Annotated in this window: 19 protein-coding genes; 5 read left to right on the forward strand and 14 right to left on the reverse strand. The window is 59.3% G+C overall.

Annotated features, from left to right (window positions below):
* The first annotated feature begins 55 nt into the window (after nt 1-55).
* The 3 genes from NOR97_RS04335 to mnmH all read left to right on the forward strand — a co-directional run bounded on the left by NOR97_RS04335 (nt 56) and on the right by mnmH (nt 4,083).
* Nucleotides 56-1,633, forward strand: coding sequence for a bifunctional UDP-sugar hydrolase/5'-nucleotidase (locus tag NOR97_RS04335; RefSeq protein WP_257600310.1), 1,578 nt, complete (start codon nt 56-58; stop codon nt 1,631-1,633).
* Nucleotides 1,634-2,317: 684 nt separating this feature from the next.
* A complete protein-coding gene (locus NOR97_RS04340) occupies nt 2,318-2,983 on the forward strand; it encodes an SOS response-associated peptidase (protein WP_257600311.1) in 666 nt (221 codons plus the stop codon).
* Between the two features lie 47 nt (nt 2,984-3,030).
* Complete coding sequence (gene mnmH, locus NOR97_RS04345) at nt 3,031-4,083, forward strand: tRNA 2-selenouridine(34) synthase MnmH (RefSeq protein WP_257600312.1); 1,053 nt, start codon at nt 3,031-3,033, stop codon at nt 4,081-4,083.
* Here the strand turns inward: mnmH and selD are convergent.
* From selD to NOR97_RS04380, 7 genes are read right to left on the reverse strand one after another with little or no spacing between them, the layout of a single operon-like run.
* A complete protein-coding gene (gene selD, locus NOR97_RS04350; protein WP_257600313.1) occupies nt 4,074-6,233 on the reverse strand; it encodes a selenide, water dikinase SelD in 2,160 nt (719 codons plus the stop codon). The two genes, mnmH and selD, sit on opposite strands and share 10 nt — an antisense overlap.
* Before the next feature lie 5 nt (nt 6,234-6,238).
* Nucleotides 6,239-6,625, reverse strand: coding sequence for a Na+/H+ antiporter subunit G (locus tag NOR97_RS04355; RefSeq protein WP_170347219.1), 387 nt, complete (start codon nt 6,623-6,625; stop codon nt 6,239-6,241).
* 7 nt (nt 6,626-6,632) lie between these two features.
* Complete coding sequence (locus NOR97_RS04360; RefSeq protein ID WP_152457439.1) at nt 6,633-6,902, reverse strand: K+/H+ antiporter subunit F; 270 nt, start codon at nt 6,900-6,902, stop codon at nt 6,633-6,635.
* The gene (locus NOR97_RS04365; protein WP_257600314.1) at nt 6,899-7,396 is read right to left on the reverse strand and encodes a Na+/H+ antiporter subunit E; all 498 of its coding nucleotides are present in this window, start codon (nt 7,394-7,396) and stop codon (nt 6,899-6,901) included. The genes NOR97_RS04360 and NOR97_RS04365 overlap by 4 nt, the downstream gene beginning before the upstream one ends.
* Nucleotides 7,396-8,940, reverse strand: coding sequence for a monovalent cation/H+ antiporter subunit D (locus NOR97_RS04370; RefSeq protein ID WP_170347217.1), 1,545 nt, complete (start codon nt 8,938-8,940; stop codon nt 7,396-7,398). Before NOR97_RS04370 ends, NOR97_RS04365 begins: the two co-directional genes overlap by 1 nt.
* Nucleotides 8,937-9,296, reverse strand: coding sequence for a Na+/H+ antiporter subunit C (locus tag NOR97_RS04375; RefSeq protein WP_117869526.1), 360 nt, complete (start codon nt 9,294-9,296; stop codon nt 8,937-8,939). The genes NOR97_RS04370 and NOR97_RS04375 overlap by 4 nt, the downstream gene beginning before the upstream one ends.
* A complete protein-coding gene (locus tag NOR97_RS04380) occupies nt 9,296-12,166 on the reverse strand; it encodes a monovalent cation/H+ antiporter subunit A (protein WP_257600315.1) in 2,871 nt (956 codons plus the stop codon). The genes NOR97_RS04375 and NOR97_RS04380 overlap by 1 nt, the downstream gene beginning before the upstream one ends.
* A 257-nt stretch (nt 12,167-12,423) precedes the next feature.
* Between NOR97_RS04380 and NOR97_RS04385 the strand changes: the two genes are divergently transcribed.
* Complete coding sequence (locus NOR97_RS04385) at nt 12,424-12,864, forward strand: rhodanese-like domain-containing protein (protein WP_257600828.1); 441 nt, start codon at nt 12,424-12,426, stop codon at nt 12,862-12,864.
* The gene (locus NOR97_RS04390) at nt 12,861-13,685 is read left to right on the forward strand and encodes a PHB depolymerase family esterase (RefSeq protein ID WP_374041600.1); all 825 of its coding nucleotides are present in this window, start codon (nt 12,861-12,863) and stop codon (nt 13,683-13,685) included. Before NOR97_RS04385 ends, NOR97_RS04390 begins: the two co-directional genes overlap by 4 nt.
* On the opposite strand, the gene mdoH is transcribed toward NOR97_RS04390, so the two are convergent.
* The 7 genes from mdoH to NOR97_RS04425 all read right to left on the reverse strand — a co-directional run bounded on the left by mdoH (nt 13,686) and on the right by NOR97_RS04425 (nt 23,174).
* Entirely contained in the window at nt 13,686-15,557 is a 1,872-nt protein-coding gene (gene mdoH / locus NOR97_RS04395) for a glucans biosynthesis glucosyltransferase MdoH (RefSeq protein WP_257600317.1), read from the reverse strand.
* Nucleotides 15,554-17,053, reverse strand: a complete 1,500-nt coding sequence (locus tag NOR97_RS04400) for a glucan biosynthesis protein (RefSeq protein ID WP_257600318.1) — start codon at nt 17,051-17,053, stop codon at nt 15,554-15,556. The genes mdoH and NOR97_RS04400 overlap by 4 nt, the downstream gene beginning before the upstream one ends.
* Nucleotides 17,050-18,267, reverse strand: a complete 1,218-nt coding sequence (locus tag NOR97_RS04405) for an OpgC family protein (protein WP_257600319.1) — start codon at nt 18,265-18,267, stop codon at nt 17,050-17,052. The genes NOR97_RS04400 and NOR97_RS04405 overlap by 4 nt, the downstream gene beginning before the upstream one ends.
* 28 nt (nt 18,268-18,295) lie before the next feature.
* Nucleotides 18,296-19,666, reverse strand: coding sequence for a tetratricopeptide repeat protein (locus tag NOR97_RS04410; RefSeq protein ID WP_257600320.1), 1,371 nt, complete (start codon nt 19,664-19,666; stop codon nt 18,296-18,298).
* A gap of 179 nt (nt 19,667-19,845) precedes the next feature.
* On the reverse strand, nt 19,846-21,030 hold the full coding sequence (locus NOR97_RS04415; protein ID WP_257600321.1) for a CaiB/BaiF CoA-transferase family protein: 1,185 nt from the start codon (nt 21,028-21,030) through the stop codon (nt 19,846-19,848).
* Complete coding sequence (locus tag NOR97_RS04420; RefSeq protein ID WP_257600322.1) at nt 21,017-22,636, reverse strand: thiamine pyrophosphate-binding protein; 1,620 nt, start codon at nt 22,634-22,636, stop codon at nt 21,017-21,019. Before NOR97_RS04420 ends, NOR97_RS04415 begins: the two co-directional genes overlap by 14 nt.
* A 79-nt stretch (nt 22,637-22,715) precedes the next feature.
* Nucleotides 22,716-23,174, reverse strand: coding sequence for a DUF302 domain-containing protein (locus NOR97_RS04425; protein WP_257600323.1), 459 nt, complete (start codon nt 23,172-23,174; stop codon nt 22,716-22,718).
* Nucleotides 23,175-23,212: the final 38 nt, after the last annotated feature.

Consider the following 23,212-nt stretch of genomic DNA (forward strand, 5'->3'; position numbering starts at 1 on the left):
ACTCTCTGCCGTCATGCGCGCACGATCACCACAAATAACAACTGGGAGTACCATGATGCAGACCCGAATTTTGACTTCAGTCGCGGTTCTGGGCCTGACCGCCGGAGTTGCGGCAGCCGACTACAAGTTGACAATTTTGCACACCAACGATTTTCATTCTCGTTTCGAGCCGATCAACAAATACGACAGCGGATGCGACGCGGAAGACAATGCCGAAGGAAAGTGCTTTGGTGGATCGGCGCGCCTGGTCACTGCCGTGAAAGACGCACGTGATCGTGCCGACAATTCGATTCTGGTGGATGGCGGCGATCAGTTTCAGGGGTCTCTTTTCTACACGTATTACAAGGGCAAGGTCGCTGCCGAGTTCATGAACAAGCTGGGCTATGACGCCATGACCGTGGGCAACCACGAGTTTGACGACGGCCCGGAAGTGCTGCGTGGCTTTATCGACTCGGTCGATTTCCCGGTCCTGATGTCCAATGCCGATATTCGCGACGAAGAGCTTCTGACCGACCACATCAAGAAATCCACCGTGATCGAGGTGGGTGGCGAACAGATTGGCCTGATCGGGCTGACGCCGATCGATACGCATGAACTTGCGTCGCCCGGTCCCAACGTGACCTTTTCAGACCCGGTACCGGCGGTGCAGGCCGAGGTCGACAAGCTGACGGGCGAAGGCGTCAACAAGATCATCGTGCTCAGCCATTCGGGCTATGGCGTTGACCAGCGTGTCGCGGCAGAGACAAGCGGGGTCGACGTGATCGTTGGCGGGCATTCGAACACCTATCTTTCGAATGCATCGGACAAGGCCGTGGGCCCGTATCCCACGGTGGTCAACGGTGTGCAGATCGTTCAAGCCTATGCCTACGGCAAGTTTCTGGGCGAACTGAACGTCACGTTTGATGACGACGGCAATGTGGTCGAAGCCGTTGGTGAACCCTTGATCATGGACAACACCGTGACCGAGGATCAGGCCGCATTGGATCGGATCGCCGAACTTGCTCAGCCTCTGGATGAAATCCGAAACAAGGTTGTCGCCAGCGCGGCCGAGGCCATCGAGGGGGACCGCTCTGTATGTCGTGTACAGGAATGCCAGATGGGCAATCTTGTTGCTGATGCGATGCTGGCGCGGGTTGCCGATCAGGGTGTACAGATTGCCATCGCGAACTCGGGTGGTTTGCGGGCGTCTATCGACCCCGGAGACGTGACCATGGGCGAAGTGCTGACCGTGCTGCCGTTCCAGAACACGCTGTCCACTTTTGAGATCACTGGACAGACCGTGATCGACGCACTTGAAAATGGCGTCAGTCAGGTGGAAGACGTGAAGGGGCGTTTTCCTCAGGTCGCTGGCCTGCGCTTTACCTGGGATCCCAGTGTAGCGCCGAACGAAGGGCGTATCATTGATGTGATGGTCGCCGAGGGCGATGGGTTTGTTCCGATCGACCCGAACAAAACCTACCTGGTCGTAACCAACAATTACGTCCGCAATGGTGGCGATGGGTATTCGATGTTCGAGGGCGATGACAAGAACGCCTATGATTTCGGTCCGGATCTTGCGGATGTAACCGCGGAATACCTGGCGGCAAATGCTCCGTATCAGCCTTATGTTGATGGGCGCATCAAGCAGAAGTGACTCTGTTTTCGAAAAGGACAAAAGCCGCGTCATCATGATGCGGCTTTTCTGCTTCTGCGGATCAACTGAAATCGTATTCCGGCCAGAGTTCCGAGCCCAGGCCGTCAAGCATCGGTTTGATCTGATCCGCGACCTCGCGCCAGCCCCGGATTGACTTGGACGAACCCCTGGCGGTTGGCAAGCTTGCACGCGTTTTTGCAGGCACTTCCGGGTTGTCGGAGTTTGAGGCCAATTTGCGGGTGGTGAACCGGGCAATTGACCTCCAGTTTCCCCCTCACGCCTACTCTCGTCCATGACCCGCACAAGGTTCCGCTGGTCTGGGAATTGTATTTCCTTTTCGGGTATCAGCCAAGGCACGCGTTACCCGATCCGTGTGTATCAGCGCGTTCGCCGATTTCTCGGCAAACTGCGGATCATCGGGCTTTGTCCACGAGGCTTCAGTGAAATGTGAGCAGGGCTTTCCTTACAGCTTCACCCCGGTCAAAACGAAGCCGGAAAAGGCTTGATAGTCCGAGTTCTTCTGGAACTTTTTGAGTCCCCGTGGGGTCTTTTTAGTACCTGTGGACGCTTGTCAGCCTCCCAAAAGGCCGCCGCTTTGCTCTTGTGGGATCGCGTTTTCTGGTTTTCCATGCAATCCAGTAAGGTCCTGTGTCAGAACCAGGATTGGAACGGTGGTCCATTACCATGTGCGGACGGTTCGCAATAACTCTTCCCAATGACGCGATGGCGCAGCTGTTTTCCGCGCGCCCGGCTAATGCGTTGCCAACCGTCCCGAATTTCAACGTGTGTCCGACAAATCAGGTGCATGTGGTGCGGGGTGGTGAATCAGGCCGTCATCTGGATGCGCTGCGCTGGGGGTTTTTGCCACATTGGTACAAGACGGAAACTGCCGGCCCGTTGCTGATCAACGCACGTGCCGAGACTTTGGCGGAAAAGCCCGCCTTTCGCGATGCCTGCCGATCACGCCGCTGTCTGATTGTCGCAACAGGGTTTTACGAATGGACCAAGACGGACGAGGGAACGCGCTTGCCCTGGTACATCCATCGCAGGGATGACGCCCCCATTGCTTTTGCAGGGATCTGGCAGGACTGGGGGGTGGATGAAAACCGTCAGGGCACCTGTGCCATCGTGACAACGGCGGCCAACGAAAACCTTGGCACCATCCATCATCGGATGCCGCTGATCCTTGAACCCGAGCACTGGTCATTGTGGCTGGGTGAAGCGGGAAAGGGGGCTGCTCGTCTGATGCAGCCGGGGGCAGAGGATGTGCTGACGTTTCATCGCGTTGATCCGGTCGTGAACTCGAACCGGGCCAGCGGGCCTGATCTGATCGAGCCTTTGCACGTGTGAGGGCGTGCGGCCTTTCCTTTGCAAACGCGGCAAGCTAGACCTTCGGCATGGCTCTGAACTTTCCTGATCTGACACAGCTTTATGCCCATGGTTTTGACACAGTCATCGATGTGCGCAGCCCGGCAGAGTTCGCTGAAGATCATCTGCCTGGCGCGATCAACCTGCCGGTTCTTAACAACGAGGAACGCGCCCGTGTCGGGACCATGTATGTACAGGAGAGCCCGTTTCTGGCGCGTAAACTCGGGGCCGCTCTGGTGTTCCGCAATGCGGCCAACCACATCGAGCAACATCTAAGCCACCATGAAGGCAGCTGGCGCCCTCTGGTCTATTGCTGGCGCGGCGGACAGCGTTCCGGGTCGTTCACATGGATGCTGCAACAGATCGGCTGGCGCGCGGATGTGATCGAGGGCGGCTATCGCACCTACCGCAGGTTGGTGAATGCGTATCTGTACGATGATCCGTTGCCACATCGGTTGGTGGCGCTGGATGGCTATACCGGAACGGCCAAGACAGAATTGCTGGCACTTTTGCAGTCACGCGGGGTGCAGGTTCTGGACCTCGAAGCACTGGCCAATCACCGAGGGTCCCTGCTGGGGGAAAGACCGGGCGGGCAGCCCAGCCAGAAAGCTTTTGAATCGGCTCTGGCTGGGGCGCTTTGTGCGATGGATACGGCGCGCCCGGTTGTCATCGAAGCGGAATCTTCCAGGATCGGCAGCCTGATACTGCCACCCAGCCTGTGGAACGCTTTGTGCGCAGCCCCGCGGGTGAACATTTCGGCTCCGCTCGAGGCGCGTGCCGCCTATCTCGTTCAGGCCTATGACGACATCCTGTCTGACAGCGACCGGTTGCGAGAACGGCTGTCGCCGCTGCGTTCTCATCGTGGGCACGAGGTTGTTGATGGTTGGGTGCAGCTGATCAATGCTGGTCAAAAACAGGTGCTGACCCGGGCCCTGATGGAGCAGCATTACGACCCGGCATACGCAAAGTCGCGGTGGTCTCGTTCCGTCGAGGTGCTGGCCGATATTGAGATCGCCGTTCTGAACGACGCCGGCCTGAGCGAGGCAGCGACCCGGATCGAAACCCTGCTGGATCAGCTTTGAAGACGCAGCCCCGGTGCTTCGGTGAGTTCGCCGATTGCCATGGCTGGATAGCCAGCGTTCTTGAGGTCTTGCAGGACGGTATCGGCATCCTTTGCCGCGACCGCGGCCAGCAGGCCGCCTGCTGTCTGCGGGTCGAACATCAAGGCGGCTTTGCCCTCGGCGGGCAGGGCAGGTGCTATTGCCCGGTTGTCTGCAAAAAGGGTTGACCGAACACCCCGGTCCGTCAGCTCCTGCGCGCCATCCATCACGCCCACGGCACCCAGGTCCATCATGGCCCCACATCCGGAAGCGTCACAGATGCCTTGCAGATGTCCGGCCAGACCAAACCCGGTCACGTCGGTCATCGCATGGGCCCCGGCCAATATGCGGGCCGCCTTGCCCTGCGGCTGCGCCATCTGCTGGTAGGCTGCGGCGACCCAGGCACCATTGGCCTGGCCGGCCATCTCGGCCGCCATAAGAACACCGCTTCCTATGGGTTTGGTCAGGATCAGACGATCCCTCGGTTGCCCGCCCGCCAGTGTGATCGGGGCGGATTCGCACAACCCGGTCAGTGTGAAGCCGATCGTCATCTCGTCACCCATGGAGCTGTGTCCGCCCACAATCTCGGCACCGGCGTCCCGCATGACGGCTCCTGCGATCGACATGATTTCCGACATGGTTCGGCTTTGCAGGGCAGAAGACATGCGCGGCAAGATGATGGTTGCCGTGGCTGCCTGAGGCGTGGCCCCCATGGCCCAAATATCGCCTAAGGCGTGAACAGCCGCGATACGGGTCATAAGCGCAGGATCGTTGGTGAAAGCCCGCAGGTGATCGGATGTCATGACCTGCTGAACTCCGCCTGTCTGAAGCAGAGCCGCGTCATCGCCGGGCAGGGGGATGATGTCCGGGCGAATGGGGGCGGGCTGCGATTTCAGCGCAACCTGCAATGCACCCCGCCCGACCTTGGCACCGCATCCGCCACACATCGGTTTTTCACCCAGCGCCTCGACAAGTCCGGCGGCACGTGCGCGCGGCAGCGCAGGGGGCCTCATCTGCGGCAGGTCCCGGAACTTGTTCATGAAGGTCTGGTCGATGTGGTTCTTCCATTGCCACATCATCGCTCCGCTGTAGGACAACCCAAACCGCTCACCCAGCGCTGATTTGCCGCCCAGCGAAATCAGCTTCAGGTAATCTTTCTGCGGGACATATCTGCGCATCCGCCCAGCCCCCAGCGCCGCGCGCAGATTGTCGAACAGAACCGGTGCTTCGCGCACTGCATAAACTCCGGCCTTGGGTCTGGGATTGTCCGTCAGATGGGCGCAATCACCGGCGGCAAAAACCACGGGATCGCTGGATTGCAGGTAGCTGTTCACCCGGATGAAGCCATCCTCAAGGTCCAGCCCGGTCTTTTCGATCCAGTCATACGGGCGGGCTCCGGCCGCACCTGTCACGAAATTGGCGGGAATTGTGCGCCCGTCCTGCAATGCGACGTGATCCGAAGCGATCCGGCTGATTGCCGCGTTTTCGATCACCTTTACACCAAGATTCTGCATGGCTTGCCGGATCGTCGCTGCCGCCTTGGGTTTGGTGGCGGTCAGGGCGAAGGCATTGTCGATCAGTGTAACCTGTGCTGTCCGACCTTTGGCCCTGAGCGCGTGAGTCATCGCCATGACCAGTTCAACTCCGGCGACTCCACCGCCGATTACGACGACCGAGGCAGGGCCGCTGCCTTCCAGATAAGCGGCCCACTTTGCCGCGAATGGCCCCAGTGGTTTGGCCGGTACCGCATGTTCCGCAAAGCCGGGCATTGCGGGCATGTCCGACGTGATGCCAACATTGACCGATGCCACGTCGAAACCAACCGGAGGATGCCCGGGAACATGGATTTCCTGACGATCGGTATCGAGTCCGTCGGCCGAGCCCAGAATGACCCGTGCGCCTGCAAAACGCGCCAGTTTGACAAGATCGATGTCCAGTTCCCACCGGTCATAATGCCCGGCGATGTAACCTGGCAACATTCCGGAATAAGGGGCCGTCGGGCCGGGGTTGATCACGGTCACCCGTGCCCCGGGCAAAGGGTTCATCCCCCATTTGCGCAGCAGCAGCGCGTGGGTGTGACCTCCGCCAACCAGAACCAGATCGCGGGTCAGGGGCAGTGGGGGAATATGCATAGGTTTCAATTCGCGCTATGGTCCGGGACGTCCTCGACCTGCTCGACGGCGTGGGTGGCCCAAAGCTCATCTTCGCCAGCATCCGGCAGGTCTTCTGGTTTTTCATGACGGTGTATGTGCCATTTTGCAATGAACAGGGCCGTGATCGGAGCGGTCAGGAACAGGAATAGCGTGATGAGCAGTTCGTGCAGGGACAGCTTTCCTTCCAGAAAAACAGAATGTGCGATCGAGGCCAAAAGCACGCCACCCACCCCCAACGTCGTTGCCTTGGTCGGCGCGTGCAGGCGGGACATTGGGTCTTTCAACTTGATCATGCCAAAAGACCCGACAAAGCCGAAGATACCCGAGACAATCAGGAAAAAGGCGATCAGCAGTTCCACGATGAATGTCATCCCGCCCTCACTCGATAATATTGCCGCGCAACATGAAGCGCGCGTAGGCCACGGTGGAGACAAAACCAAGCATGGCTATGATCATGGCGGCCTCGAAGAAGATCTCGGTGCCCTGATCCAGCCCATATAGGATCATCAGGGCGATGGTGTTGATCACCATCGTGTCCAAGGCCAGAACCCGAGTGCCAACCCCGTCAGCGGTGATGATCCGCCACAGACACATCATGATCGCCGCACCGAAACAGGCAAATGCAAAATAAATCGCGTAGTCGATCATTCGAAAATCTCCTTCAGGCGACGTTCATAGCGCTGCTTGATCTGGTCTCGCACCTCGCCAGGGTTCGGTGCGTCGAGGCAATGTACCAGCAGGTTGTGCCCCTGCGCCGAAAGATCGCAACTGACGGTGCCGGGAGTCATCGTGATGGTCCCGGCCAGAAAGGTGATTGCTTCGGGGGTGCGCAGCTCAAGCGGGACACAGACCCAGTTGGGCTGGCGGTCATCATTGCGCTTGAACAGGATGATCCGGGCCACTGTTACGTTTGCAACCACGATATCCCAAAGCACCACCAGCATGTATTCCACAACCATTGGCCAGTTGCGCACTTTGGGACGATCCGGCCAGTATGGCTGTGTGATGAAAGGAATGATGATCCCGAGGATCAGGCCAAAGACCAGAGAGTTCAGCGAAGGCTTGTTCGCCAGCAGAATCCAGACCAGCGTCAGCAAAATCGTCAGGTGTGGGTGCGGGAAAATCCGGCGCAGCAGTTTCATCACTCTTCCCTTCCCAATACGGCAGAGATGTAGTTTTCAGGCGTAAACAACTGCTCTGCGGTTTTGCTCGTGTACTCCAGAGCTGGACCTGCGAACAGGGTCAGCAGGATCAGACCTGCCACGGCCCCGAACACAGCCGTAAAGGCAAGGCCGGGTTGCGGTTCGGGGGCGGCGGGAGCAGGCGCCTCATCGCCTTCGGCGGTTTCATCGGCTGTGACAACCTCAGCGTCGTAGCTTTTCCAGAAAATCAGCGTCCCGGCGCGGGCGAGCCCGACGATGGTGACGAATGATCCAATCAGGATAACCGCCCAGACCGTGGTGGCATCGGATGCATCGCGCGAAGCGTCCAGAACCAAAAGCTTGCCTACAAAGCCGGACAGCGGCGGCATTCCAGCCATCGCGATGGCGCCGACAAAGAACAATGCAGCTATCAACCCGCTTTGCGGCATCGGTGGCTTGGGGGCTATGGCACCTCCCTGCCGTTCCATGATCAGGTCAGCAATGAGAAACAGCAACGCGGTCGCAAGTGTCGAATGAAAAACGTAATAAAGGGCGGCTGCCGTCGCGCCGGGCGTGAATTGCGAAATCGCGATCAGCAAAGTACCCATGGACGCGATGGCGCAGAAGGCAACCATGCGGGCAATATGCTGCGATCCCAGAATGCCGACGGCACCGACCGCAAGCGTCAGCAGCGCCGCAGGTTGCAGCCACTCGCCAACCAGACCCTGCGTGACTTCGATGTCGGGGCCGAAGGCCAGCGTGTACATTCGCAGGATCGAATAGGCCCCGACCTTGGTCATGATTGCAAACAGGGCCGCAACAGGCAGCGGAGCGTTGGCATAGCTGGCGGGCAGCCAGAAATGCAGCGGCAGAACGGCAGCCTTGATGCAGAAGACCAGCAGCAACAGTACTGCGCCAACCCGCAGCAATGCGGTATCTTCGGCCGGAATTTCTGCAACGCGCACGGCGATGTCCGCCATGTTCAGCGTGCCGGTCACGCCATAGATCGTACCGAGGGCAAACAGAAACAGGGTCGACCCCAACAGGTTATACGCCACATACTGCACACCCGCTTTCAACCGCACCGCGCCACCGCCATGTGTCATCAGGCCGTAAGAGGCGATCAGCAGAACCTCGAAGAACACGAAAAGGTTGAAGGCGTCGCCGGTCAGGAAGGCCCCGCAGACGCCCATGAGTTGGAAATGGAACAGCGCGTGGAAATGCTTGCCCCGGTCATCCCAGCCCGACGCAATGGCATACAGCACGATCGGCAGGGCCAGCAGGGCGGTCAGCAGAACCATCATTGCGGACATGCGGTCCAGCACCATGACAATGCCAAAGGGGGCGGGCCAGTCGCCAAGCTCGTACACCTGAATGTCCCCGCCCGAGGCCTGAGCCGTGATCGTCAGCGCAATCCCAAGCAAAGCCACGACACCCGCGACCGAGAAGATACGTTGCAGGTCCAGGTGGTATCGCAGGACCATGATGATAAACGGGGCCAGAATCGCGGGCAGGACGATCGGCGCAACGATCCAGTGGTTCATGCGTCATCTCCCGGCGCGTCAACACTGTCCTGGGCGGTCATGTCGATATGGTCGTCTTTGGCGGACAGGTATGCGCTGAGTGAGATCATCACGATCACGGCGGTCATCCCGAACGAGATCACGATAGCCGTCAGGACCAGCGCCTGTGGCAGAGGGTCGGTATAGGGCACGTCCTTGTACTTGTTCAGAACCGCTGGCGCGTTCAGCGCCAGTCGTCCGGTCGCGAACAGGAAGACGTTCACCGCGTATGTGATCAGAGACAGGCCGAGAATGACCGGAAACGTCCGGCGGCGCAGGATCAGGAAGATCCCGGCGGCAGTCATGATGCCAACGGCGGAGGCTACGAGCGCTTCCATCAGGACTGCTCCTTCTCTTGTTTTTCTTCCAGAAGATCATCCCGCAGTGGGTTGATATCCATCGGGAATTCCTGAGCCATTCCCGGCTGCCACGCAAAGCGGGACAGGCTGTCCAATGCAAGCATGACCGCACCCAGAACCGCCAGGAATACGCCTGTATCAAACAGCATGGCGGTGGCCCATTCGAACTCCTCCAGCGGAGGCCAGTCGATGTAGCCGAAATCGCTGGTCAGGAAAGGACGATCGTTGAACCATGCACCCAGTCCGGTTGCTGCGGCGATCAGAACGCCCCAGCCGATGGTGCCGTGGTAATAGAACCTCTGCCGCTCGATGGCCCAGGTATAACCGCTGGCCATGTACTGCATCAGGTAAGCGATGGCGACGATAAGTCCGGCGATAAAGCCACCGCCGGGCTGGTTGTGCCCGCGGAAGAAGATGTAAGCCCCGACCATAAGTGCGATCGGCATCATGACGCGGGTGACAACAACCATCATCAAGGGATGAGAGTCGCCGGATTGAGGCCAGTGCGGTTTGCGGTTCAGCAGATAGCTGCGGACGTTGGTGCTGAGCACGGATTCCGTCAGCGCAAAGATGATCAGTGCAGCGATGCCCAGAACGATGATCTCGCCAAAGGTGTCAAAACCCCGGAAGTCGACAAGGATCACATTGACCACATTGGTGCCGCCGCCGCCTTTGTAGGAATTGGCCAGATGGAACTCTGAAATCGTCGGGAAAGCGAAATCGCGCATCATCATCGCGTAGATCAGCGCACCGGTACCAAGGCCCGCGACCACGGAAATCGCCGCGTCCCGCCAGCGCCGCGCCGCCGAACTGTCCCAGGGCGTTTCGGTCGGCAGAAAGTTCAGCGACAGCAACAAAAGGATCATTGTCACCACCTCGACCGAGATTTGCGTCAAAGCAAGGTCAGGGGCCGAGAGATAGTTGAAGGCAATCGAAACGATCAGGCCGACGACACCGATCAATACCAGCGACAGAAGACGATTCCGGTGGAACCACATGATGCCCAGCGTCGCACCCACAAGGCAGATCCAGCCAATGATCGGAATGATCTGAGCCGGCAGCGGAACGCGGGTTTCAATACCAATTGTCCCGGTCGAATACGCGTAATAACCCAGGCCAACGGTAAAGGCGACAAAGATGATGGCATAGCGGCTGAGGACCCCGTTGTGCAATTCATCCGTGATCCAGCGGCTCAACCTGGTCAGCGCTTCTATGATTGCTTCGAAGATCTGTTTGGCTTCGGGGCGGGGCAGGGCGTTCCAGATCTGCTCACCCCGTTTGTGCAGCGCCAGCAGGAACAGACCGCCCAGAGTCGCCACGACCGACATGTAAAGGGCCGGTGTGAAGCCATGCCAGAGTTTCAGCGAGTAATACGGAAGCTTCTCGCCGCCAATCACTGCGCTTGACACCACTGCAACCAGAGGTCCGACAATGGCAGCGGAATAGAGGCCGATCAGGATGACAAGTACGACCAGGAATGCAGGCGCGATCCACAACCCAACGGGCGGGTCATGCGGATGAGCCGGATAGTCTTCCCTCTGTGGACCAAGGAAAACGTGACTCACAAAGCGGAAGGAATAGGCAGCCGAGAACAACGCAGCCAACAGCGCCAGCCCCGGCACCAGGTAATGAGAGTGAAGCCATGTGGTATGCACGGTCTCCTCAAGCATCATCTCTTTGGACAGGAAGCCGTTCAAGGGCGGCAGCCCGGCCATCGAGAGGGCGGCAATCGTGCCAATGGTGAAGGTGATCGGCATCAGGTGGCGCAAGCCGCCCAGCCTTTTGATGTCGCGCGTGCCGGTCTCGTGATCCACGATCCCGGCGGTCATGAACAAGGCGGCTTTGAACGTCGCGTGGTTGATGATGTGGAACACGGCAGCGACGGCTGCAATCTTTGTGCCAAAGCCCAGCAGCATGGTGATCAGGCCCAGATGCGATACGGTCGAAAACGCCAGCAATGCCTTCAGATCGTCCTTGAACAACGCGATAGACGCGCCGATCAGCATGGTAACCAGACCCGTGGTGGCCACGATATAGAACCACGCATCCGTACCGGCCAGAACCGGCCACATCCGTGCCATCAGAAACAAGCCGGCTTTCACCATGGTGGCAGAGTGCAGATAGGCCGAAACCGGTGTCGGCGCGGCCATGGCGTGCGGCAGCCAGAAATGAAACGGGAACTGCGCCGACTTGGTAAAACAGCCCAGCAGGATGAGGATCAGCGCCGGCATGTAGTAGGGTGAAGCCTGGATCAGTTCTTTGTTCTGCAAAATGACGCTGAGGTCGTAGGACCCCACGATATTGCCGAGGATCAGCATCCCGGCAATCATCGCCAAGCCGCCAGAGCCAGTGACAGCCAAGGCCATGCGCGCGCCCTGACGACCTTCGGGAAGGTGCTTCCAATAGCCGATCAGCAGGAATGAGCTGAGCGATGTAAGTTCCCAGAAAATAAGCAGAAGCAGGATATTGTCGGACAGGACAATCCCGACCATCGCGCCCTGAAACAGCAAAAGATAGGTAAAGAACTGCCCCATCGGGTCTTCGCGCGACAGATAGAACCTTGCATAAAGGATGATCAGCAACCCTATGCCCAGGATCAGCAACGCGAACAAAAAGCCCAATCCGTCCAGCATGAAATTTGCGTTCAGACCCAGCCCCGGTATCCAATCGAACCGGGCGGTCACCACCTCTCCGCGCATCACTGACGGGATATGAATCAACAAGCCCATCAGGGCCAGGAATGTGGTCAACCCGGCGGCGGAGGCGGCTGCGTTCCGGCCTGCCCGGATCAGCAGGGCGGGAAAAACAGCGCCAAGGAAGGGAAGGGCCGCGATAAGGAATAGGGACAAGTGCGATACTCCGATCTGGGCGGTCAGTGTGAAGCCAATTTTGTAAGGATATTTTCCCGACTGTCCAGATATTGTAACTTTTTTACAGAGTCCTAATGGCCCGGTCAGGAATTCTGCCATGTTGCGAAAAAATGACGCGATCTTGATGCGGGTCGGAGTTTTTCAACGCCCCCGTTTCAGACCATCTGTGATAGAACAAATCTCAGCGAACAGGAGGCTGAATCTTGGCCGAGAAAGTGAACCGAGCCCGAAGATGGATGTTGATCGGCGTTTGTGCTGCGATCGCAGGCGGGTTTGCGATCAGGGAATACCGTTTGATCCCCGAAGACCACGGCGGCGGCCGGATCAGCGTAGCCGTTGCTCATGAACAGGCATCAGACGGGCGCATTCTGCTGGTCGATATCCGCACGCCGCGCGAATGGCGGGCATCCGGAATTGGCGAGGGTGCTGTGCCGCTGGACATGCGGCGAGAAGATTTCGTCAATGCACTGGTGGAATTGACCGGCGGCAATCAGGCAGCGCCAGTGGCGCTGATCTGCGCGCGCGGTGTGCGTTCAGCACGCCTGAGCAACCACCTGATTCAGGCTGGATTCACCAATGTGATTGACGTGCCAGAGGGTATGCTGGGTTCGGCCGCAGGGCCGGGATGGGTTCGGGCCGGATTGCCGGTGCGCAAATATGATGAGGATGCAGGATGATCCGGCAGTTCAGCCTGGCTTTGGCCTTGTCAGTGACCGGGCAGAGCGCTTTCGCGGGGTGTGCCGGCCAAGAGGATACCTGTGAGACTCCCATGGGAGCCTACCACATCGAACTGCCCGATGCGGACAATGCGCCCATGGTGGTGTTCCTGCACGGGTATGGCGGCAGCGGGTCGGGTACGATGCGCAATCGCGGGATGGTCGAACCGCTGTTGAAACGCGGGTATGCGGTGATGGCCCCTGAGGGGCTGGAACGGCCCGACCGGGGCGGAATCAAAAGCTGGAATTTCTATCTAGGCTTTGGGGATCGGGACGAAACCGCCTTTCTGACCGAAGTGGTGCAAGACGCGGCAAAGCGGTTTGGTATCGACGCCGACCGTGTCTTGCTGGGCGGGTTTTCCGCTGGCGCTTTCATGGTGAACTATCTGGCTTGCAAGGCCCCCGATGCGTTCTCGGCCTATGTTCCGGTGTCCGGTGGTTTCTGGCGCCCGCACCCTGATGCCTGCAAAGGTCCGATCCGCATGTTCCATACGCATGGCTGGACCGACAATGTGGTGCCGCTGGAAGGGCGCCTGCTGGGCGGAGGGCGCTTTCAGCAGGGGGATATCTACGCGGGCCTGGAAATCTGGCGTGATGCCAACGGTTGTGTCGATCACAAACCGGCCGGGTTCAGCACGACGGGTGAATTCATGCGCCGCCGCTGGACCAATTGTGCCGAAGGCAGCGCGCTGGAATTTGCTTTGTTTCCCGGAGGGCACACCGTTCCCGCGGGCTGGGCCGACATGATGGTCGATTGGTATGAAGGGCTTCCCGGCAGCTGATCACTCGGCCGGGGTCATGTTGCCTTTGCCTTCGACCAGTCGCTTCAGTTCATCGCGATAGCGGCGCGCTGACCGGGTAATGGCGGGTTCGCTGAAATCCTCTCGCATTCCGACCATCTTGCGGGCGGCACCTGCCGAGACACCGCTGAGCGCCGACAACGGGATAGCCAGCGCCAGGCTGACGGCGATCGGGGCCAGCCAGATCGACACCAGACCGGACAGGATACCGACGCTCAGCGCCACTCCGCTTACGGTTTCAAGCGCGTGGCACAGGATCAGCGTTCGCAGACCATAGGTGCCACCGTCGCGGGCCTGTGGCGACCAGCCGTGCTGAATGCCAAAAGCCGTACGGAAAACAGCGATCATCTGTTGCACCATCAGGATCGGAGCGTAAAGGATCGACAACAGAACCTCGGCCAGGAAAGAGCCGAGGAATTTGCGCCCGCCACCGAAATCCGCATAGCGTACACCGCTCAGCGGCAGGGCCAGAACGCCCAGAACCTTGGGGGCCAAAAGCATCGCGTACATGACCAGAATGATCAGCACGTGACGGGTTTCCGACATCTCGGGCCATTGCGGGAACAGAGGATTGTCGGGGCTGAAATAATGCAGGACAGAGGCATCCTGACCCTGACCGATCAGCGCCCACATCAACAATAGTGCAAACCACAACGGGGACATCAGATAGCCGACTGCGCCATGGAACATGTGGAACCGCGACACGGCACGGAATCCGGAAGAACCCAGCAGTTTCAGGTGTTGCAGGTTGCCCTGACACCAGCGGCGGTCCCGCATGGCGTGATCGATGAGGGTGGGCGGTGTTTCTTCATATGACCCGCGTATACGCGGCAGGAAGCGCACGGCCCATCCGGCACGGCGCAGCAGGCCGGCCTCGACGAAATCGTGGCTCATGATCAGCTTGTCCTGACCGCTGAACGAACGCAGCTTGGGCAGTCCGGCGCTGGTGGCAAAGGCCTTGGTGCGGATAATCGCGTTGTGGCCCCAATAGTTGCCCTCTTGCCCGCACCAACGGGCCAGACCTTCGGCAAAGGCGATGCCATAGACGCCATTTGCGAATTGCTGCATCCGGGCAAAGACCGACTGCGCGCCGATCAACTGCGGATAGCTTTGAATCAAGCCCGCACCCGGATCGCATGCCAGTGCATCAGTCAGGCGATGGATCGCGCGCCCGGTCATCAGGCTGTCGGCATCCAGCACCAGCATGGCATCCCAATCCGCGCCCCAGCGGCTGACCCAGTCGGCAATGTTGCCCACTTTGCGATCGGTATTCTGTTCGCGGCGGCGATAGTACAGCTCAAGCCCAGGTGCCAGCGTGGTGCGCAGCGCCTCGACGCTGGCCTGTTCCTGCGCCGCAATCTCGGGGTCGCGCGTGTCCGACAGAATGAACATGGCATAATGATGTTTCCCGCCGCGTGCCTGAAGATCCTCCAGCATGGTGCGGGCATTGCCCAGTACGTTCCAGGGGACCTCGTTGTACACCGGGGTCAGCAGGGCCACCCGCAGGGGTTGCGCTGCGGTCAGGCGCTCGGGACGTTCCTGTTTTGCCAGCGATACCATGCCCAGCAAAACGGTGCAGACGGTGAAGGAAATCCAGAAGAAGTTGAACGAAATCAAAGTTAAAAGGATGCCTTCAATCACGTTGATGCCTTCCGCACCGAACCAATCGCTCATGACCCATAGCAAGGCCAGAGTGGCGGCCATTGCAGGCGAAAAGGCCAGTGCGCGCCAGAATCCGGCAGATGATTTGTGTTGACCGGAAGGTGCATCCGCATCCCGGAACCGTGCGCTGAAGTTCTGCGCAGGCATCGCCAGGGGCGCCTCGGGCGGCATGATATGCAGATCGCTGCTCATGTGGTCCAACGGTATAGCCAGACCTCTGAGGCAGGCTGTTTGTCTTTCAGCAACTGCGCCCGCAATTCCACATGGTTACGCTCGCCGGGCTGGAATGAGAACGCCAGACGCAGGCCACCGGTATCCGGGTTGCGTTGCAAGACGCCTTCCGAGGTTTCCGCATGGGGGGAATCCACGAAAATCGTGATCGCGTCTATATCCGCGAACAAATCGCTTTCTTCAAAGTCGATGACGGCCAACCGGCCTTCGCCAAAAGTGTTTTCGCCCATCGCGGTGTTGATCACGCGTGGCATCGGTGTGCGCTGGGGTTCTTCCCCCCAGATCAGGCGATAGGACAGGTCGACCTGACTGCCTGCCGCATAGGGTTCAGCGGGCCGCCAATAGGCAACGATGTTGTCATAGATTTCCTGATCTGCCGGGATCTCGACCAGCGTGACCGAGCCTTTGCCCCAATCTTCACGGGGCTCGACCCACAGGCCCGGGCGCTTGTGGTAATTGGCTTCAAGATCGGCATAGTCCGAAAACTCTCGTTTGCGCTGCATCAGACCAAACCCGCGCGGGTTTGTGTCGACGAAGGATGAAACCTGCAAGCGGGTCGGGTTGGCCAACGGACGCCACAGCACTTCGCCTGCGCCATTGCGGATCAGCAGGCCGTCGCTGTCGTGCACAGCAGGGCGGAAATCGTCGAACCGGCTGTGGTTGGTCTGGTCGAACAGGAACATCGAAGTTCCCGGAGCGATGCCCACATGGGACAGGTCTTCGCGCGGGAACAGCGTTGCCTCGATATCCATGATGCAATCCGCGCCCGCCGTGACGTTGAAACGATAGGCGCCGGTCACGCTGGGGCTGTCCAGCAATGCATGCACGACCATGTTGCGTTGGCCCGGTTCGGGACGCTCCAGCCAGAACCGGATGAATTCGGGGAATTCCTCGCCATCCGGATCGCCGGTTTTCAACGCCAGACCCCGCGCGGACAGTCCGTAAACCTCATGCAGGCCAATGGCGCGGAAATAGCTGGCCCCCTGCCAGACGCAGAATTCATCTGTCTTGCCGGGGCGGTGCATTTCAGTGCGCAGGCGCAGGCCCGAGAAGCCCAGCGTGTCATCGATCGGCAGTTGCGGCACGTCTTCGGACTTGTCGAACATTTCCAGATCGAAGGCGACCGGCTTGGTCATGCCGTTCTCGACCGTCTCCACCTTTACGGTGCGGGGGAAATACAGGCCGGGGGTGAAGAAATCGACATTGAATGGCGTCTCGGTTTCATACCACAGCGCCCGATCAAGTCGGAACCGGATGGAGCGGTATTGCTGATAGGTCAGGTCCTGCCATTCCTGCGGTACCATCTCGCGTTCCACATAGGGGCGGCTGGCCAGATCGCGGGCCATTTTGATCACATAGTCGCGGTCAAAAGGCGTTTCACCGCCCGTCGCGTACGCGGTCGGGGCAAAGGCCAAAGCAGTCGTCGAGACGAGGAATGCGCGGCGGGTGAATTTCATTTCTTCGACTTCCAGGGTTGTGACTTGAACCAAGCTGCCAGATAGGCAACGCCGATGATCATCGCAAACCCAATCATGTTGGCGACAAAGACAGTGGCGACATCCCGCCCAGCCTGATCCAGCGCGACGCCGATCAGCCGGGCCGCGGCCATGGAAAACACAAAGACGGCAAGGGATTGCTGGCCGACTTTGGTGACAACGGCCAGCAGGAATTGCCAGATACGTGCGCCCACACCATGGCCTGTCGCGATCAGACGGTGGCCGTGCTCGCCCGCTGCAACCCATCCCAGATAGGCCAGCGACAGAAAGTGGACATATCGCAGAAGGCCGAACTCGGTCTTGCCGCGCAGCTCTTCGGTCAGGGGCCAGCCCTTGCGGATCATTGCGCCAAGCTCGGGCGCAGCCGTATTGATCCAGGTGAAGACCTTCCAAGACCCGAACGGGGCTGACAATACGACAAAGGCAATCGCCACCCAGATCAAAGATTTCGACACGGGCGGGGCCGGAATCCAACCGCGCATGAAGGCAAAACCGGTGAAGAACAGCAATTGCCAGCCAAAAGGGTTGAAGAACCACTGGCGCGCGGACCAGGGTTCAGCGGGAAGGGCCAGCGCGCCGGTTTGTGCGATGAACCAGATGGCCACGCAAACTGCCGCCATCAGCCAGAAACTGACGCGATGGAGCGCCATGTAAAGCGGCATCAGCGCCAGTACGACCAGATACATCGGCAGGATATCGAAGTAGTTCGGAACATAGGTCAGAGTGAAAATCCCGACCATTTGCGGCGCTGGATCATTGAAGAAATGCTGTAGGTTCAGCGACGAGACATAGGTTTTCTCGAACGCGCCAGTCTGATCCAGCGCGGCCATTGTCATGGCAACAAAGAAGAACAGGGCAATATGTGCCCAATAGACCTGCCAAATGCGGTACGCGACACGTGCGGTTCCCATCCACCAGCCTTTGCGCAGAAATGCACCTCCAAATGCGATGGCCGAGGCCATGCCCGAACAGAACACAAAGATCTCGGTTGCATCGGAATAGCCAAACCGCGCGGGAATCCATTTGGCCCAGGGATCGTTTGGAATATGGGCGATCAGGATGATGAACATCGCAATGCCGCGATAGAAATCCAGACGCGGATCGCGCGTGCTGGCAGGGGCAGCGGCCGGGGCCGCAGCGGGTACATAATCAGAAGCGGGCGATATGGTCGCCATACGTTTTCTGTCCTTCTTGGTCTTTTTGTTATTCTGCGGGAACGCTTTGTGCGTCACCGCTGTCGCGGGCCGCGTCGATCAGGGCGCGGCGCGCGATGGCATAATTGTCTTCGCCCCCGGCGCGCTTGGCCCGGCGATCATCCAGAATACGCTCGACTGCATCGAGGCGCCCGGCCCGAAGACCGGAATCGATGGTAATGCGTTCAAATACATCACGTTGCGCATGGCTGCCACCGGCCAGTTGCATGGAATCGCGTGCCGTCAAAAGATGATCAAAGGCCGTGGCGTAATGACCGTCACCAAAGGCCTCGAGGCCCATGGCAGCGGCAACACCGGGGTCTGCCATGCGGCGGGTCATGTCGTCATTGGCGCGCGCTGCATCCTTGTTCATGCGGCTCAGCATCTTGGCCGTGGCGTCGGCGCGGTTATCGCCGGTCAGCGCCAGCATATAGTGTAGATCCGCAAAGATCAGGCAGCCGTCTTCTGTTCGTGCGGCACTCAGATCAGCCAGTTCTTCCCAGCGGTTCCCAACATCTATGCCTTCGAGCTCAAGCCGAGACAGAAGTGAAGTTGCGTTCGAGATGTCCCGGTAATCGTCGGTTTTGTCCTTGCGAATATGGGCGTCATACAGTTCCATCACCTGATCGACCTGACCCAGATCCAGATGCATCAGCGCCTTGTGCCACCACACGTGGTAACGGAAATTGTTGCAGTGGGACCAGGCGGCCTCACGCCCGGCCAGCCAGTCAAGGCCCAGCTGCGCATTGCCCGTCATCTCATGGACATGGGCCACCGCGTGCAGGCCCCAGGCATCATCGGACACCATCCACAGCGCCTGACGGCCCGCGATTTCGGCCTTTTCGTAAGCGCCTGTTTCTTCCAGTGCGAAGGAATGACAGCCCAGCAGATAGCCGCGCCCCGGATGATCGGGTTCATAAGCGGGCAACACCCGCTCGATCGAGCGGCGCATCCCATTGGCGTCACCCAGGACAAAGCGGGTTGCGTGGCTTAGTTTCATCGCCAGCGTGTCCTGCGGGTGATCGCGCAGAATCGTTTCGAATTTCTGAACCGCCTGCGTCTGTTGCCCCGCCAGATAGAGGGCAAGCGACTCCACATAAAGACGCTCACGCGTGGTGACGGGCTGGCGTTCCATCGCCGCGTGGGCAGCAGCCAGCGCTTCGACGGCAACGGCCATCATCTCGCGCCGCCCAAGCAGCGCCATGAACAGACCTTTGATCGCATGACCCAGCGCGAAGTCGGGCTCGAGTTCAAGCACTTTGCCCAAATGCTGAGGCGTGACAGCGGCATGAGCCATGAACCCAAGCAGAACACCATTCCACGCTTCGACGGCCGCCGGCTGGGTCAGGGTGTTCATCTGTCCGAAAACGTCTTGTTTCATGCTTGGGTCCAATCTGATTGCGATATTTGACACTGTTCGATGTAACAGAGTGTGCAAGAGCGGCGTAACAGTATCGACGCTGCTCTCGAATTGGTGAAATGACGTGTGCGAAAAAGACGAAAAAAACCGCCGATTCAAGGGCATGTTTCAGCGACTTGCCGCCTAATTGTGCAAGTATTTCAATCCTCGAACGGGTTTTTTGCGCTCAGAACGGCCGCGGTATCGGCTCCACAGACCGGTGGAGCGTTTCGATATGTTACAGGCGTGCGAGACAGGTTCAGAGGATTCCCGATCAGGTTGACCTGACCCGGCTGGGCCTGCATGGCAATCTGCATTCGTCTTGCGGCCACCTGTTCCGTGTTGAACACCTGATCCAGCGTCTGAACCGGGCCGACGGGCACTTTGACAGCTTCGAGGCCGGAAATGACGGTCTGGGTGTCCAGCGCCTTCACTGCGGGGCGAAGGATGGAATTCAGTGCATCACGATGTTCCAGACGGGCCGGGTTGGTCGCGAATCTCGGATCGCCTGCCAGTTCAGGAGCATTGATTAAGGCGCAGAGCTTTCTGAACTGGCCGTCATTTCCAACCGCGAGAATCACGTGCCCATCAGCGGTTTCGTAGACGTCATAGGGGACGATATTCGGGTGCCCGTTGCCGCGTCTTTGCGGAACATCGCCTGACGTCAGATAGTTGACGCCTTCATTGATCAGCCAGGCAATCTGAGAATCCACCAGCGCCAGATCGATCTGCTGGCCTTCGCCGGTCAGGTCGCGGTGGCGCAGCGCGGCCAGGATACCAACAGTCGCATACATCCCGCACATAACGTCGGCGATGCCAACACCCACTTTCATGGGGGCGCCCTCGGGGTCTCCGGTCAGCGACATGATCCCGCCATAGCCTTGCGCCATCAGGTCATAGCCGGGCTTGCTGGCATTCGGCCCGGTTTGACCGTAGCCCGAGATTGAACAGTACACGAGGCTTGGAAACTCTTGCGACAGGGTGGCGTAGTCCAGCCCATACTTGGCCAAGCCGCCCGGTTTGAAGTTCTCGATCAGAATGTCCGCGTGTGACGCCAACCGTCTGATTTCCGCCTGACCCTCGGCCGAGGAGATATCCAGCGCGACGGATTTCTTGTTGCGGTTGGCCGACATGAAATAGGCGCTCAGGTCCGAGCGGTTGCCCTCGGCATCGCTCACGTAGGGCGGGCCCCATTGCCGCGTGTCATCGCCCCCGGTTGCCGGGTTTTCGATCTTGATGACGCTTGCACCCAGATCGCCCAGCAGTTGCGTGCAGGTGGGGCCTGCCAGAATCCGGCTAAGATCCAGAACCTTGACACCCTTCAACGGGCCTTCAGATGCGGCCATCATAGCCTCCACGCTCAACTTCTGCAGCAATCACCGTAAATGTCTCAGCCTTTACAGCAGCTTCCAGTGCGGTACGCAACTCTGTCCTGTTATGAACCGTATGGCCATTGCCGCCAAAGGCCCGGCCCATGGCGGCAAAGTCATGATGGCCGAAATCGACGCCCGTGTTGCCCATCTGCCGCTGGCGCTGTTTCAGCTCGATCAGGGCAAGGCTGGCATCCACGAAGACCAGAAAAATCGGGTTGCCGCCCATTTCAGCAGCAGTCGACAACTCGCCCGCAACCATAAGGAACCCGGCATCGCCCGAGAAGCTGATCACCGGGCGGTCCGGTTCGGCCAGTTTCAGGCCAATGGCCATCGGAACAGCGCAGCCCATGGTGCAGAGCGCCGAGGATTGGATCAACCCGCGTTCTTCGTTGCACGCCCACATCTGGCTCAGCAGAATGCGATGCGCGCCACTGTCGGCCGTGGCCAATGTTTCAGGCGGCAGGACGGCACGGGTTTCGGCAATGACGGCAGCGGGGCCCCAGCTTTCATCGGCGGGGAAGGCCTTTGCCAGCGCGGCTTTGACCTGCGCGGGTTCGTTGCCCGGCCATGTTTCATGGGCCGGGTTGCCTTTGGCTATTGCCTCCAATGTCTCGCCCGTGTCGGCGACAAGGTTCAATCCAGCCTGATGCATGTAGTGGTCGTTGACCACGGCAGAGATATCGATGACGCGCTTTTCTTCCGGATCCCAGATCTCACGCCAGCCGGGGCGCATTTCGATCGGGTCATATCCCAGACACAATACCAGATCCGATTGTTCGATCAGAGGCACAAGATGCTTGTCAGCCAGCGGCGACAGCCCCGCGCCACCCAGACAAAGCGCGTGATCCTCGGGCACGACGCCTTTGGCCTTGTAGGTCGTCACGAAAGGAATACCAAAATGTTCCAGGAACGCCTGTACCACACTGCGCGAGTCGTCATAGAGGACATCCAGGCCGATGATGGCGATGGGGCGTTCGGCCTCGGCCACCCAGCGGCGGGCCTTTTCCAGGCATTCGCCACCGGGGCTGACCGGCGCAACCTTGGCCAGCCGGCGGCGTTTCACGCCGGTAACAGGCGTATCGGCAACCGAGATCGGGACATCGATATGAACCGGGCCCGGTCGTGGCTGCATGGCCAATGACACCGCCTTGTCAGCAATGACATCCGCGCCTTTGGCTGTCAGCGTATAAGTGCCTTTGGTGATCGAGCGATAAACCCGGCTGTGATCCATGACCTGATGGGTATAGGTCAACGCTTCGTCGGCATCGACGCATCCGGTCAGAACGACCATCGGCACACGATCCTGCAAAGCGTTCGCCACCACATTGATCCCGTTCATTGCACCCGGACCCAGGGTGGCCACCAGAATCGCAGGTGCTCCGTCGCGATGATGAACGGCCTCGGCCATGAACCCGGCAGAGTTTTCGTGCTTGGTCAGATGAAAGGTGATCCCAGCCTTTTCCAGCGCATCGACCAGCGTCAGGACCTCGCCCCCCGGCATCCCAAAGGCGTGACGACAGCCCGCTTCATAAAGACGTTGGGCCAGAAGATCCGCAGCGCGGGGCGAGGGGTCCTGCATCAGTCATGCTCCGAGAAAACTGTTTCGAAGCAGATTGCGGAGGACGCCTCTGGACGCAAGGCGGTTCACGGCAGTGTGACTATTTGACTGCGCGTTCAGCGATCGATTGAAACTTTGTGTCAAGCTCGGCGGCAATATTCAGCAGGTCTTGCCCACCTTCCGGGGCGTAAGGCGCAAAGACAAAGCTGGGGGTCTTGTAAGACAGGGTCGCCGTCCCGTCCTGGTTCTCGGTTACGTAAAACCGGATCGGAGCCTCGATCATCGCGTGGACCGAGGTCTCCAGAACCCGCACGGCGTAGTCATTGTTGAAGGCCCCGATCACGCGATTTCCGGGAATCGAAATCCCACGTGCTGCCGCCGCTTTGGTCGGGCCCGCCTGTGTCACGACGATCAACCCGTTTTCCTTGATCGCGGCTTTGGTTGCGTCAACCAGTTCTGCATACGGTTTCTGGGTTGGGTATACGGCCCAGCCCTCGGGCGCATTCTGAGCCCACAGAGGGAAAGCGATCAGGCAGAGCAGGGGAATGAGAGCTTTCATCAACGCGTCTCCGGTATCTTGCTTTGACCTGTGTGCCA

This window comes from Ruegeria sp. YS9 (assembly GCF_024628725.1).
In the GTDB taxonomy this organism is placed as follows: domain Bacteria; phylum Pseudomonadota; class Alphaproteobacteria; order Rhodobacterales; family Rhodobacteraceae; genus Ruegeria; species Ruegeria atlantica_C.

Coding starts and splice junctions, on each gene's coding strand:
- selD (WP_257600313.1), bottom strand. CDS start 6,233: ATGCATATTCCCCCACTGCCCCTGACCCGCGATCTGGTTCTGGTTGGC.
- NOR97_RS04415 (WP_257600321.1), bottom strand. CDS start 21,030: ATGGCCGCATCTGAAGGCCCGTTGAAGGGTGTCAAGGTTCTGGATCTT.
- NOR97_RS04420 (WP_257600322.1), bottom strand. CDS start 22,636: ATGCAGGACCCCTCGCCCCGCGCTGCGGATCTTCTGGCCCAACGTCTT.
- NOR97_RS04425 (WP_257600323.1), bottom strand. CDS start 23,174: ATGAAAGCTCTCATTCCCCTGCTCTGCCTGATCGCTTTCCCTCTGTGG.
- NOR97_RS04335 (WP_257600310.1), top strand. CDS start 56: ATGCAGACCCGAATTTTGACTTCAGTCGCGGTTCTGGGCCTGACCGCC.
- NOR97_RS04385 (WP_257600828.1), top strand. CDS start 12,424: ATGTTGATCGGCGTTTGTGCTGCGATCGCAGGCGGGTTTGCGATCAGG.
- NOR97_RS04390 (WP_374041600.1), top strand. CDS start 12,861: ATGATCCGGCAGTTCAGCCTGGCTTTGGCCTTGTCAGTGACCGGGCAG.
- mdoH (WP_257600317.1), bottom strand. CDS start 15,557: ATGAGCAGCGATCTGCATATCATGCCGCCCGAGGCGCCCCTGGCGATG.
- NOR97_RS04355 (WP_170347219.1), bottom strand. CDS start 6,625: ATGACATTCATCGTGGAACTGCTGATCGCCTTTTTCCTGATTGTCTCG.
- NOR97_RS04340 (WP_257600311.1), top strand. CDS start 2,318: ATGTGCGGACGGTTCGCAATAACTCTTCCCAATGACGCGATGGCGCAG.
- NOR97_RS04400 (WP_257600318.1), bottom strand. CDS start 17,053: ATGAAATTCACCCGCCGCGCATTCCTCGTCTCGACGACTGCTTTGGCC.
- NOR97_RS04410 (WP_257600320.1), bottom strand. CDS start 19,666: ATGAAACAAGACGTTTTCGGACAGATGAACACCCTGACCCAGCCGGCG.
- NOR97_RS04375 (WP_117869526.1), bottom strand. CDS start 9,296: ATGGAAGCGCTCGTAGCCTCCGCCGTTGGCATCATGACTGCCGCCGGG.
- NOR97_RS04365 (WP_257600314.1), bottom strand. CDS start 7,396: ATGAAACTGCTGCGCCGGATTTTCCCGCACCCACACCTGACGATTTTG.
- NOR97_RS04360 (WP_152457439.1), bottom strand. CDS start 6,902: ATGATCGACTACGCGATTTATTTTGCATTTGCCTGTTTCGGTGCGGCG.
- NOR97_RS04405 (WP_257600319.1), bottom strand. CDS start 18,267: ATGGCGACCATATCGCCCGCTTCTGATTATGTACCCGCTGCGGCCCCG.
- mnmH (WP_257600312.1), top strand. CDS start 3,031: ATGGCTCTGAACTTTCCTGATCTGACACAGCTTTATGCCCATGGTTTT.
- NOR97_RS04370 (WP_170347217.1), bottom strand. CDS start 8,940: ATGAACCACTGGATCGTTGCGCCGATCGTCCTGCCCGCGATTCTGGCC.